The sequence below is a fragment of the Bacillus sp. NPDC094077 genome (assembly GCF_050279465.1).
Classification (GTDB): domain Bacteria; phylum Bacillota; class Bacilli; order Bacillales; family Bacillaceae_G; genus Bacillus_A.
Genome location: NZ_JBNNUF010000021.1, coordinates 41,010 through 53,737 on the forward strand (window position 1 = coordinate 41,010; position 12,728 = coordinate 53,737).

Annotated in this window: 15 protein-coding genes and 2 pseudogenes; 11 read left to right on the forward strand and 6 right to left on the reverse strand. The window is 32.4% G+C overall.

The features are described from left to right. Window positions 1-126: 126 nt before the first annotated feature. Genes ACQKNR_RS26680 through ACQKNR_RS26690 form a run of 3 tightly spaced genes read left to right on the forward strand, consistent with a single transcriptional unit; the run spans window position 127 to window position 2,650 of the window. Window positions 127-1,158 carry a DnaD domain protein gene (locus ACQKNR_RS26680; RefSeq protein WP_427322107.1) on the forward strand — a complete coding sequence of 344 codons (1,032 nt, stop codon included), beginning with the start codon at window positions 127-129 and terminating at the stop codon, window positions 1,156-1,158. Window positions 1,159-1,178: 20 nt separating this feature from the next. Beyond that, window positions 1,179-2,108: a hypothetical protein gene (locus tag ACQKNR_RS26685; RefSeq protein ID WP_427322108.1), complete on the forward strand. Its 930-nt coding sequence runs from the start codon at window positions 1,179-1,181 to the stop codon at window positions 2,106-2,108. A gap of 17 nt (window positions 2,109-2,125) precedes the next feature. Further along, entirely contained in the window at window positions 2,126-2,650 is a 525-nt protein-coding gene (locus ACQKNR_RS26690; RefSeq protein WP_427322110.1) for a hypothetical protein, read from the forward strand. A 76-nt stretch (window positions 2,651-2,726) separates the two neighbouring features. Here ACQKNR_RS26690 and ACQKNR_RS26695 read toward each other — a convergent pair whose 3' ends face one another. After that, window positions 2,727-2,978, reverse strand: coding sequence for a hypothetical protein (locus tag ACQKNR_RS26695; RefSeq protein WP_427322112.1), 252 nt, complete (start codon window positions 2,976-2,978; stop codon window positions 2,727-2,729). Between the two features lie 216 nt (window positions 2,979-3,194). On the opposite strand from ACQKNR_RS26695, the gene ACQKNR_RS26700 reads away from it, so the two are divergent. From ACQKNR_RS26700 to ACQKNR_RS26730, 7 genes are all read left to right on the forward strand, one after another. Continuing rightward, the gene (locus tag ACQKNR_RS26700; protein ID WP_427322114.1) at window positions 3,195-3,671 is read left to right on the forward strand and encodes a DUF3967 domain-containing protein; all 477 of its coding nucleotides are present in this window, start codon (window positions 3,195-3,197) and stop codon (window positions 3,669-3,671) included. Between the two features lie 453 nt (window positions 3,672-4,124). After that, entirely contained in the window at window positions 4,125-4,376 is a 252-nt protein-coding gene (locus tag ACQKNR_RS26705; RefSeq protein WP_427322116.1) for a hypothetical protein, read from the forward strand. An 87-nt stretch (window positions 4,377-4,463) separates the two neighbouring features. Beyond that, complete coding sequence (locus ACQKNR_RS26710; protein WP_427322118.1) at window positions 4,464-4,607, forward strand: hypothetical protein; 144 nt, start codon at window positions 4,464-4,466, stop codon at window positions 4,605-4,607. 34 nt (window positions 4,608-4,641) lie between these two features. Continuing rightward, a complete protein-coding gene (locus ACQKNR_RS26715) occupies window positions 4,642-5,238 on the forward strand; it encodes a hypothetical protein (RefSeq protein ID WP_427322120.1) in 597 nt (198 codons plus the stop codon). Window positions 5,239-5,551: 313 nt separating this feature from the next. Continuing rightward, window positions 5,552-6,562, forward strand: a complete 1,011-nt coding sequence (locus ACQKNR_RS26720) for a plasmid segregation protein ParM (RefSeq protein WP_427322122.1) — start codon at window positions 5,552-5,554, stop codon at window positions 6,560-6,562. Continuing rightward, window positions 6,552-6,785, forward strand: a complete 234-nt coding sequence (locus tag ACQKNR_RS26725; protein ID WP_427322124.1) for a hypothetical protein — start codon at window positions 6,552-6,554, stop codon at window positions 6,783-6,785. The genes ACQKNR_RS26720 and ACQKNR_RS26725 overlap by 11 nt, the downstream gene beginning before the upstream one ends. Before the next feature lie 32 nt (window positions 6,786-6,817). Then, entirely contained in the window at window positions 6,818-7,681 is an 864-nt protein-coding gene (locus tag ACQKNR_RS26730; protein WP_427322126.1) for a GIY-YIG nuclease family protein, read from the forward strand. Between the two features lie 48 nt (window positions 7,682-7,729). Here the strand turns inward: ACQKNR_RS26730 and ACQKNR_RS26735 are convergent, their stop codons facing one another. From ACQKNR_RS26735 to ACQKNR_RS26755, 5 genes and pseudogenes are all read right to left on the reverse strand, one after another. Continuing rightward, window positions 7,730-9,229: an ATP-binding protein gene (locus tag ACQKNR_RS26735; RefSeq protein WP_427322128.1), complete on the reverse strand. Its 1,500-nt coding sequence runs from the start codon at window positions 9,227-9,229 to the stop codon at window positions 7,730-7,732. Between the two features lie 272 nt (window positions 9,230-9,501). Beyond that, complete coding sequence (locus ACQKNR_RS26740; protein ID WP_427322130.1) at window positions 9,502-9,741, reverse strand: helix-turn-helix domain-containing protein; 240 nt, start codon at window positions 9,739-9,741, stop codon at window positions 9,502-9,504. A 247-nt stretch (window positions 9,742-9,988) separates the two neighbouring features. Then, entirely contained in the window at window positions 9,989-10,159 is a 171-nt protein-coding gene (locus tag ACQKNR_RS26745) for a hypothetical protein (protein WP_427322132.1), read from the reverse strand. A gap of 116 nt (window positions 10,160-10,275) precedes the next feature. Then, window positions 10,276-10,473 (reverse strand): annotated as a pseudogene (locus ACQKNR_RS26750) (N-acetylmuramoyl-L-alanine amidase); the annotation flags it as partial. Window positions 10,474-10,775: 302 nt separating this feature from the next. Then, window positions 10,776-10,913: pseudogene (locus tag ACQKNR_RS26755) on the reverse strand (IS6 family transposase); the annotation flags it as partial. Between the two features lie 125 nt (window positions 10,914-11,038). On the opposite strand from ACQKNR_RS26755, the gene ACQKNR_RS26760 reads away from it, so the two are divergent. Then, on the forward strand, window positions 11,039-12,286 hold the full coding sequence (locus ACQKNR_RS26760; RefSeq protein WP_427322134.1) for an S-layer homology domain-containing protein: 1,248 nt from the start codon (window positions 11,039-11,041) through the stop codon (window positions 12,284-12,286). The last annotated feature ends 442 nt before the right edge of the window (window positions 12,287-12,728 follow it).

A 12,728-nucleotide genomic window follows, 5' to 3' on the forward strand; every position in this document is an offset into this window, starting at 1 on the left:
GTATTAACGTATTTAAATGTGTATCGCTACGTCTATGATAGCATATACTTTTAAAAATGTGAACTACAATCCTCTAATTTCCTATACCCATTTTTGGGCGGGGTGGAAAATGGAGGATTTTTTATTATGTCTAAAAATACTTTTGAAGGGTTCACAGCCCCAACATCACATACACAAACCCCTAACGAATTTTATGATGAAATTTTACTATCTAAACGTATAACAATCGCAGAAGTTAAAATTATCGGTTTTATGATTCGTCATACTTTTGGATGGAATCGTCACGGTAACAGCCTGAAATTCACATTTTCTGAAATTCAAAAAGCTACTTCACTTGGTAGAGAAGCTGTAAATAACGCTTTGAAAAAATGCTTCGAAAAAAACTATATTCAACGTAAAGAAATCAACGGTAAATTTGCATATAGATTAAACATTAAAGATTTTGCTGATTATCCTTGGGAATTGACATTTGAATGGCAAAAAGTAAATAAAAAATTAAAAGAGGCAAATGAAGCCGAAGAAGCAAAAAAAGAGCAGTTCGAAAATCGAACTATTGATAGCGGTTCGAAAATCGAACCAATTGCAGTTCGAAAATCGAACCAATTGCAGTTCGAAAATCGAACCGATTTAGAAGCTGTACCCGTTGATACTACTGAATCAAATGAGTCCCTAAATACATCTTTAAATACATCTTTAAATACAATTAGTAGTAGTAGTAATGAAAATACTATTTCTCCTTCTAATTTTTATTTAAAACAAATCAATCCAAATGCAACTACATACTTCTTAAATAAACTTAAAACATTAGAAAACAAGTATTCTTGTTTACTAGTTATTGAGGCAATTAAACGTAGTGCAGAAGCAGAAGCAAAACATCCTTTTGCATATATAAATAAAGTTCTAGAAAAATGGAATGCAGCTAATGTTCAAAATTTAGAAGATATAATTGAATATGAGAAAAAGCATAATAATAGTCGAGAAGCTAATAAAGCTTCAACTAAAAAATCTAAAAAAATTGCACGTACTGAAATAACTCCAGGTTGGTTAAAAGAAGAAAATGCTTCATCAACAGCGAAAGACAACGGACAAGCCAAAAAACATTCAGAAGACGAGCAAAAACGTTTAGATGAATTATTAAAGAAATATAAACGTGATTAAAACAAAAAGGAGGAATTTTTATGCCGCAAAAGACAGCATCATTATTGACAAAGTATTATATTAAAGCTGGAATTACTGTTGACGAATATATTGTATTGAATGCATATTTGAATCATTCTCATATTTTTCGTGAGAATCACAATTTAAATGAAATTGCAGATATGACAGGTAAATCCATAGGTGAAGTGAAAAATATTTTAACTACTCTTGCAAGCAAAGAAGTTATTCAATTTGACGGAAATGAAAAAATAGATATTATCTTATTACGCCGATATCTATCAGGCATACAATGGGATTCTATGTCTATTAATGAAAAAATAGCTGAATCAATAGAAAACCATAGCCATTTTAGATATGATCCTTACTATCAACATTTAGGACAAGTTACAATGTTACCTGCGTCTAATGGTGGTATTGCTGTTACTAAAGGCACAAATAGTATTTATGGTGGTTGGATGTGGAATAAAGAGGATATGCAAAATCTCGCAAATGATATTTTGCAATTTGCTGAACAAGTAGATCAAGAATGGATAGATAATTACAATGAAAATCGAGAAAAAAAACTAGAAGTAGAAAGAGAACAGGAAGAAAATCAATATCAAGAACGTCAAATAAAAAAAGAACAAGCAGCAAAACCTAAAAGTGGATTTGTTATTTTAATTCGCCTGTACCCATCTGGGCACTATAAATTTACATATACAACATCAATTGATTTAAACAGTAAAATCAATCGGTTAAAAGAAGAGTATGGTGATACAGTTGAAATTGTTCATTCAATAGAAACATACGACACAATGAAGTTTTATCATCAGTTTGCAAAAAAACAATTTAGTAATAGATTAGTAGAAAAAGCTTTGTACGAGTTAACAGAGGAAGATGTACTGTTTTTTAAAGACGAAAAATATCCGGCAAATGCAATGGATTGGTTTGAAGGTTCTAAAATTATATAAAATAAGGAGATATTACTATGAAAAAATTAGATTTGGTAATAAACATACTAGATTTAAATAAAAGAGCAAACGGAGGTTTGGAGCCTCTTTATGATGCTGGTCTTACTGAAATATATGAGGTATTTTATATGTTAGATTTTAAAGAGTCGGCTAATGTATTGTTATGTAATATTTTCGGTGATGTCTTCTCAGAAAATATAGAGGACTATTGTGATGGAAGAGAAAGCAGGGAAAATTTTAGTGAACGTCTTTTAACATGTAAAGCAGATTTAATAGATCCAGTAATTAAAAGTGAGATATTTGAAATTATTAAGATTCTAGTAGATATTGAAAAAGAACGTTATATTACATATAACAAGTTTGCAGATATGGGTGTTACTTTCGATATACCTGAAGTGATGGGGTGTATACAAGATTTCATTTATAAATTAGTTAATAGTAATGTTGCAGATGCAATTTACGGATATTGTGATGAAGAAATAACAAAAGAAGAATTATTAGATTTTATTATGAGTAAACTTGAAAATACTCAAGCATTATAGGAATAAACAAACTCTTAAAGGAAAAAAATACGTACAAGTTGAATGATAACACCCGACTTGTACGGTACCATTTACGTTATTTGGATTCCTTACTTTCAAATAAAGGAGCCATTTCGTCATCAATAGATTCTTTCCCGTATTCAATTTTATTAAATAGATCATTGAGCATATTTCGTAAATCATGAATGTTGTGAGCCAAACTACCATGCATACCTGCTTGTGTTAGTTCTTGAATCATTCCATCCTCCAAATGATTCAATTTGTTTTTAATCTCTAAAACTTCCGTTGCAGATACATTTTTAACATCAATTAATTTTTCTTTTTTCATTATGTATCATCCTCCATATTGAATATACAATTTCCATTTAAACTAAATTTCACGCACCGTATATTAAATTAAAAAATAATTTTAGAGATTAATGTAACATTTCGACGAAGACAAGGGTTTCCCCTCCACCATAACGAATGTTATAACAGAGGTGATGATGCTATGACAGATAAAACAGGCAGCTCTCAAGCCATATATATTAGCAAAGACATAGCGATGATGCTAAAAATCCAGGAATCTACTTTGCGTAAGTACTGTATCATGCTAGAGGAACAAGGGTATCATTTTCACAAGAACGAGCATGGTCATCGTGGTTTTATGGATAAAGATGTTATAACACTAAGGAAGTTGATTGAAATTAAAACGCACCCTGATATGACGTTAAAACAGGCGTGTAGCGCAATCATGACTTGGGTTAAAGAAAAAGATATGTCAGAGGTTGATACAGCTGTTATAAGGGAAACTGAGCCGCATGACGAGCGATATAACGAGTTGAAAGAGATGATTCAACAACAGAATGAAATGTTAAAGCAAATGGCTAAGAAAATGGATGAGCAGCAGCGTTACATTGATGAGAGATTAGAAAGAAGAGATCAGCAGCTTATGGGCGCAATACGTGAGATGCAGGAAGAGAAACGTGTACTGTTGGAAACAGCAGCATCTAATAAGAAACCTTGGTGGAAACTCTGGTAGAAATATGAACATATTATAAGTAAGGAAAATTTAAGAGGTACTTCAAGACCGTAGCTTGATAGCGATGTTTCCGTACCCAAATACGATAAAAAGCCTGACATCTTTTTCAAGACGTTAGGCTTTTTTCGTTCATAGAGTGTGTTAGGTATTATTTTTATTCGTATTACAAATAAAATGTACCATTTTTAAAAAGAAAAATGAATTAGATATAGTTCCTTTTCCAAAGGTAAAATTTATAAAGTTTTTGTTTTTTATTTGATAAGTTTTAGGAGACTGGGAAATGGTTATTTATTTTACTGATTTTTGATGTTGTTCTTGTTAATAGAGGTACCGCCAGCATTTTATGATTGATGTAAAATCTCTTTACATCATCAAGGGATTTTTGTTGTTTCCTGGCGAAGATAAGGTTATCACCTCTGCCATCACGAATGTTATAACTAAGGTGATAATGCTATGACAGATAAAACAGATAGCTCTCAAGCCGTGTATATTAGCAAAGACGTAGCGACGATGCTGAAAATCCAAGAGTCTACTTTGGGTAAGTACTGTATCATGCTAGAGGAACAAGGGTATCATTTTCACAAGAAAGGGCATGGGCATCGTAATTTTATGGATAAAGATGTTATAACGCTAAGGAAGTTGATTGAAATGAAATCACACCCTAATATAACGTTAAAACAGGCGTATAACGCAATTATGACGTAGGTTAAATAAATAGATATGTCAGATGTTGATACGGGTGTTATAACGGAAAATGAGCAACATGACGAGTGATATAACGAGCTAAAAGAAATGATTCAGCAGCAGAATGAAATGTTAAAGCAAATGGCCAAGAAAATGGATGAGCAACAACTTTACATTGATGAGAGGTTAGAAAAGCGTGTGTTGTTGGAAACTGCAGCATCTAATAAGAAACCTTGGTGGAAATTCTGGTAGAAATATGAACATATTATAAGTAGGGGGAATTTAAATGCCATCTGTTATGTTTTTAGATGATTATTTAAGAAAAGAGTTGCAAAAACCATATGAACTGTATTTGAAAACGTATACCGATAGAATATCTCCGGTATTCAACAACATAGATCAAGAGGCTGAAGAAGCTGCTCAAAATGCATACCGTGACTTGACGAAGCATGCAGATCCTGAGTGTTGCGATCCGGGCGATTTTTCCGATGATGCATGGCAATTTGGTATAGATTACTATGAAAACGTATCTTTAATGAGATATAATACACAGTTAATGTGGATTGCTACAATGTATCAATTTTGGGAGCAACAAGTTAGAAAGTTTTTGTATAAAGAAATGACACGTAGTGGTTATCAGTATTTGGATAAGAATCAGAAAGAAATAGAATATAAAAATTTTTGTACGAATATCGGTAAAATAAAAACTTTCTTTCTTGAATTTCAAGTTGATATCACTACTTTATCTTGTTGGGACAAAATAAACGAGTTGAGATTACTTGCTAATGTAATAAAACATGGGCCGGGTGAATCTGCTGAGGACTTATTGAAAATAAGACCTGATTTATTTGATTTTTCACATGTATCAAACAACTTTAAATGATGTAGTAATTAACTTAAAAGATAACGACTTCGAAACTTATGCGAATTCGTTATCTGATTTCTGGGGGCAGTTGCCAGATAGTATGGTTGTAAATTAAACAAAGGGGAAGTTTTTACCTCATTTTATCTAGTGGAGATTCTGGTGAAGGGTCTCTATTTTTATTTTCCTGAAGTTAATAATGGTTATATAAGAATTATTATTTTTTTCCTTTTATCAGAGAAAATATTGCCAAAACCAGCTGTATTAGTTAGAATAAAGATAAAATTACATAACTATTATATAAGTATTAAATAACTGTTTAGGAGATGGAAAAATGACGAAAGTATTTGCAATCGATCACGGGAATGGTGCTGTTAAAATGCGTACAGATGTATTTAAAAAGACACTTCCTTCTATTTATTCATTCGCTTCAAATGTAGGAGAGGCATTATCTGGTGGGAAAATGAAACTTAAAACTTATAAGGTTGATGGCGCTGAATATGTGTGGGGAGACGATATCATTAAAGTAAACAATACTTTAAACACATATGCTCAGCAAATTCGTTACAAGACTAACCAATACATCACATTATCTAAAATCGCATTAGCTGAAATGGCAACTAAATCAAACGTTAAAGGTTACGATGAAGTATTAGTTGTAACTGGTGTTCCTAGTCAGGAAATTGGTACTAAAGCAGTTGAAGAAATCAAAGAAGTATACCAAGGAACACATGAAGTTGAAGTTAATGGTAAAAAAGTAACGATTAATGTTGTAGATGTTATCGTACTTGCTCAACCAGTAGGAACAGTAATGAGCCGTTACTTAGATGAAGATGGATTTGTAAGTGATGATTCTTATGAAGATATGACTGTAGGTATCATTGATATTGGAACAGGTACTACAGACCTAGATGTAGTTTCTATGCTACGTCGTGATAAAGAATCAACATCGGTTTCTAAAGGAATGCATGATGTATATGAGCCGATTGTATCTAAAATCAAAAAAGAAACAAGCGCTACTATTAACGATTACAAATTAGAAAAAGTATTTGAGAGTGGAGAATATCAAGCTTCTAAACGTATGGATCCAATTGATTTCAACGAAGAGAAGTCAGTTTCAATTAAAGAAGTGTATGATTTTATTGTAAATGGTGTAAATAATGCTTGGAAAACATTTGATCGTTTCGATGAAGTACTTGTTTCTGGTGGCGGTGCGAATACATTCCATCAATTATTGGAAGAATGGATTGGTAAAGTAACGAAGTTAGAAGAAAGCCAGACTGCAAACGTTGAAGGTTTCTATAGATACGGAAAATTTGAGGTAGGCGAAGAAGATGGCGAATAAGACGTACCTTTTGTCTTATGATGATGTACTAGATAAAGACATCAAGTTGTGGTTAGAGTCATTACCCCGTAACCGTAAAGCGGAAATGGTTAGAACTGCTATCAGGCAATACATGCATACAAGTGGTACAGCGCCTGTTATTGCTCCAGTAGTTGAAAAGAAAGAAGAACCTAAACAGAAAAAGCGACCTAAGTTAAAACGCGGCGGAGATTTTGAATCTTGATTTACGGAATTTGCAATTGAAAGTGACTCTATATGATTCCAACAAATAACCAAAAGGAATTCGAAAGAAATCTCGATGAATTATTTCAAAAAATTGATGATGAAATTAATGGAGCGATTGAGTATTCAAAAAGAGAGTTAAAAGAATTTAGCAGGGAAAATAATATGCACTTTGATTATGCAAGAATTAGAGATAATGTTTTTAGAGAAAATATGAATATAAACAATTATCTTTACAAACGATGTCAACAAAGTTCTGTTGCTATTCTTAAGAAACAAAAAAGAAATGAATTTCTAAAAGAAAAATTAGAGATTCTAAAGAGAAAAATCGATACTGCAATTAATAATTTGGATGAGGATGTTACAGAATATAGAGAAGATGTGCTGAGACGCAGTGCTGAAAGGTTACTGTGTTCAGTATCTTTATTATCTAATGTTGATTTAAGACATATTATTTTAGAACCATTAGAAAAACCATATGGTTATATTTATATTATTAAAGAATTTCACTCAAACACGTATAAAATTGGTTATTCGCGTGATGTAAACATTAGGAAACAACAATTTGAGGTGAAGTTACCTTTCGAATGGGAGTTCCTAGCTGTTTTTGAAGTGGAAAATGCAAGAGAGAAAGAATCGTTATTGCATCGTCAATTCAAATTGAGAAGGTTAAATGGAGAATGGTTTGAATTAACTTCAAAAGATCTAATCAATTTATCTTGTATGATGGGTAATATTAATACAGAAGAAGTAAACGATGAATTCAACCGTATTAAATCAATTTTAGAAGAAGAGGAATTAAAATTCTCTCAAAAGTTGATTGCCACTCGTGGTTCACAAATGTTATTTGATTATGATTTCGAAACTATAAAAGATAACGTAGCGAAAAGATTATAAAAAAATAAGAAATTGTAAGTATATAAAAACCCTGCATATGCAGGGTTTTTATGATGTTGTTGCTGGTGTACTCCCCCCTAGTAGTTCTAGACATTCTTTTAGAATTTCTTCATTATCTACGATTACTAAGCATAGCTTTTTTCTAGTTCTAGTTAAAATTTGATATAGCATTTTTGTCGGAGGATAGAAAGCGTTTCTATCACCTACTAGTTTACCGTCTGAATTATAGTAGAAAGAATCTCCTATTACTGCTATTACGTTGTCGAACTCCTGACCTATTACAGAGTGTGCATTTTCATCAGCATGAACATTCATACGATTAATTGAATCCGCTCCATAAATTTTTGTAGTGTAATTTATAGAAATCCATCCTTTAAATTTTAATGAGGTAACAAAACTTTTCGCTTCGTCAATATTAGAAAAGTACTGTATTTCAATATTTTCATAATTTTGTCGAGAAGTTCTATCGGAACGGCTAAATAAATTTTTTATAAATGCACTTATTTCAGGGTTTGTTCTTATTTTTTTTGTTAGGTCGAATTTTTTATCAACAATTCGGTATAAATCTTCGTGGATTTTATTCCTAATTTCTTCTTTCTTAAGACATTGCTTTGGATCGAGTGAAAATATGCAAGTAACTTGATTATTATTAGCGTATTCAATTATTTCTTCTAGCTGATCTTTACGAATTCTTTGTGATTCATCCACTATGATTAGATCGGTTTGTTCTAATAATAATTTCTCATATTTTTTTATAGGACGTATATTCCAAGAATGATTGTAAATCAGTTTACTATGCCCGACATTTAGATTTCCGCAATGTATTAAAGATACATTCTTACCTGCATTAATGTATTGCTTTGCGATGTCATATACAAGCAGAGTTTTTCCGGTTCCAGCAGATCCCTCGATAGCAAAAAGTTTACTCTGAGAAGAAGAATAAAGTTTGCTTAATTGTCCTTTTATAGATTCCTGCTGTTGAGTTAAGAAGTATTGATTATTTATAAACTTTTCGGTTGAATTGAAGGGCGATATTAAATAATTGCTTGGATCAAATAACTGATTTACATCATCAAATTCTAGAATATCTTGATGGGCGATTTTTCCAACTAAAAACTTGAAGTCTGACTCCACTAAAGAATCATCTTCTTCTAGAAAGTAAAGTTTATCTTCACTGGAAACATAAGTAAAGTTAAGAGCGTCTGTTTCTAACGAGTTAAGGTAGTATTTGTTTTTAATAAGTTGTTTTAGTATCTTTTCTTTGGTGCTTGTTCTTTTTAATTCAATATTAATATGGTAGTTGGTCCCAAAGCGTAACAAATCGAATTCTTTTCCGATTTGTTTAATTGTAAAACCAACATAATAATTGCTAAAGATAATCCTTTTTTTCGTAGTAGATTTTATCCCCTCAACTAATTTTGTTATATCTTCAAATTCAGAAGATTTTATACTAACTTCAAACTTTTTTAAATAAGTCTCAAAGGTATTCTGCGAAAGGTCTTTTTTAGCATTAATTAGTGACATTAAATTAATCGAATTTTTCGTCATTTATTCGTCCGCCTTTTTATGATACATACATTTCTATGTTATATCTTAGCAAATATATATTAGAGTATACAGGGTTGCTATTCTATATTAAACTTTGGTTACATAATATAATTATTGCCTGTTATCCTTGTAACTCTTCCTATCTTCGACCGTACAACTGTTGTGCTGCTTAGTTAGGGAAGGTTTACTATATGGCTTAAAAACACGATTGAAATTTGATGAGTTCGTTGATATAAAATAAAAAAGCCGACTCATAAGAGTTGGCTTCCAATTTATTCATATGGACGAAATTTCCCCCTTAATTGCTCTAATTCTTCAGCCAGTCTTTCTACATCTTCACGAAAATATAACGAAACTCTATCAACTACTTTAATGGGAACAAGTCGCCCTTGTTTTACAAGTACATGTAATCTTTGAGGTGTGACATCTAATAAATTTGCAGTTTCGTTGGCTGTTAAAACTACTTGGTTAACTAACTTTTCTATTTCTTCACGACTCATTTTAAAGTCCATATTCATTTTTCGTCCCTACCTTTTATCCATAAAGAAACTAAATTAATAACAAGTCCTATAGTTATAATTATTGTGGAAGCAATTCCTAAATAGTCACTCCCTCCAGGATTCGTATAGTTTGTAACTGTAACCACTAATATTAAGAACAAAACTAAAGTTAAAGTATTTCGATCAAACTTCATTTTTACATGGATTGGATTTGTGTTATAATTTTTTTAAGAGTGGGGGAATTTCTTCCCCCGTTGTGTTATTTGCGTCTAGTCTTGCGGGCTAGACGTTTTTCTATTTCTTCTTGCTTTTTCTTCTCCTTTCTGTCTTTTATGTCGTTTAGAGCTTTCTTTCCGTTTATGATTCCTACTCCCATACCTACTATGTAAGCTAGATTCCTAAGAATCTTTTCTGTTAAGTCCCAATCCATGTTTCTCACCTCCCTTACATATATAATTATACCATAGCTATTCATTTGAATCAACAGGTATGAGTTAAATAATTCCTTTAAAATAAAAAAAGCCGTCATAATGACGACTCTTATTTTCACTTCACATACACATAGGCTTCATTTGCTATTATATAGTATGTTTTACCTATACTATTATGAACTTTGTATTACGCTATACCATTGACGCTTACTTTTGCATCAATTTGAAATCCTAATCCTACATCTACAGAACCAGCTACATCTTTATCTTGCCAAGATGGAGCATCCTAGAAACATAAGTTATTCACTTCAGCCTATAGTTATCCATTCATCTTTACTTGCCTTATTTCTTCTAGAATAAAATAAAACATCCCTCATGATATTTCACGAAGGATGTTTATAGATAAAGCTGTAAATTGGAGAATGGGTGATTCTTTTAACTCACATTTGTCTTCTATAGAATCTCACAAAATTGAATTTTGCAACACATTAAAAACTACTTTTATCAAAAGAAGAAAAAGAAAACCTGTACTGTCTATAGACATGATATTCTTTTATCAGTTCTGCTGCAAAGTTTAAAAAAAGTATACGTCCGCTTACAACATACGGTTATTGTTTAAGCAGCTATGAATAATTGCTGTAATTCCTTGTACGTCGAAAAAAAGAAGTCTGGCATGTGACTTCTCTTTTGTTTGTATATAGCATGAATCGTTTCGATTCCTTTCAATGTACGTGAAGCATGGCGGAGGCTTTGCAGCAGAACCACGATTATTAATTCTTTAACAAAAATTAAGACTATCCTCCCTTTATAAGGAATGTACGTTCCCCTTATAAAGGAAGGATAATTTTTTTTCAATACACAATACTGGAGGTAACTATATGATGAAATTGAAGAAAAAACTCACTGTGGCATCTTTATGCGCACTTGGATTTGGAGCGCTTGGGGGTATTAGCGAAGGCTCACCTGCTTTGGCCGCTCCTATTAAAACATATAAAGAAACGGAGAAAAATTCTAGCGGCCAATATTATCACAATCGAACTCTAGAAAACTTAGAGAAATTAGAGCCACATACAAGAAAAAAAGCCAAACAGTGGTATCAATATTGTGTAGATAATGGGATTCAAGTGTTAGTTTATGAAACAACACGATCTATAGAGAAACAGCGTGAGAACGTAAACAAAGGTGCTTCCCGAACAATGGATTCTTATCATCTAGTAGGAAAAGCATTGGACTTCGTACCCACGAAGGGAGCGAAAACGTTATGGGATGGCTACTATAATGCCGACATCCAACGTGCCGTACATTATGCGAAGTCTATCGGGTTTGCATGGGGTGGAGACTGGAAAGGTTTTGTAGACTCCCCGCACTTGCAATACTCCTATCCTTCTCAACCAACAGATGACATTACAGGAGGTTGGTATGAGTCAGCTATTCGAGAGTTAAATAGAAGGGGTATTATGGTAGGGGAAGGAAACGGAGTTTTCGCACCTAATAGAGCGATAACTAGAGCCGAATTTGCTCAATTAATCTCTAAATCTCTAAACCTGCCATCCGGAGATGCTTCATTTAAAGACCTAAACGATGCAAACTCAACTTTACGAGATGGTATTAAACGTACTGCAAGTGCAGGTATCATTTTAGGTAGAGGTGATGGTTATTTTGACCCAAACACACCTATTACAAGAGAAGAATCAGCAATTATTGTAAACAAGGCTTTACAGTATAAAGGTATATGGGGACCAGTTGTAAACCTACCATTCTCAGACAAAGACCAAATTATTTATAAAGAAGACGTACAAAGACTGTATGGCCTAGGCATTGTAAGAGGTAAGGGTGACAATCAATACGACCCTAAAGGAACAACAACTCGTGGTGAAACAGCAACATTCATTCTAAATATGCTACAAGTAATTGAAAATGGTAGTGTTAAAAAGGTAATTGGAACGGCTCAAATTAATGGTATTGGGGTAAATGTTCGAAGCGGATCAGGTACAAACTATTCTATTGTTAGAAAGACAAGTAAAGGCGAAAAAGTTACAGTATATGAAGAAAAGAACGGCTGGCTAAGAATTGGAACAGGTGAGTGGATTTATTATGACTCTAGTTATATCAACTATAACAGATGATAAAAAACTAAATTGCAGATATATCATATAACTTTGACAGTAATGGTGTATTACAAACAAAATAACTATAAAAGACACAACGCACTACTTTCAAGGCAATAGGTGTACTATATGGTATAAATAATGTTCGGATTGAAATCTGGTTATATTTGGTAAAACCATTATAATTAATCCCGATTTTGATAAATATGATTCAGAAGAATGATAGAAAAACCAAACCAGCGCCCTTAACTCTGCATAACCTATATTTAGTAGCGACAAGATTTATCACAAATCCGTTGGTATACAGTAACATTATGCTACATCTATTCTCATCAAACCATAAAAAAAGAAACGATATCCCATATTAATCTGTACCCTTTGTAAAGGACATTTTAAAAAAAGTTAGGCAACATCAAGAAGATGATTTCTGTATTCAACAGGAGTCATCTTTTTTAAATTC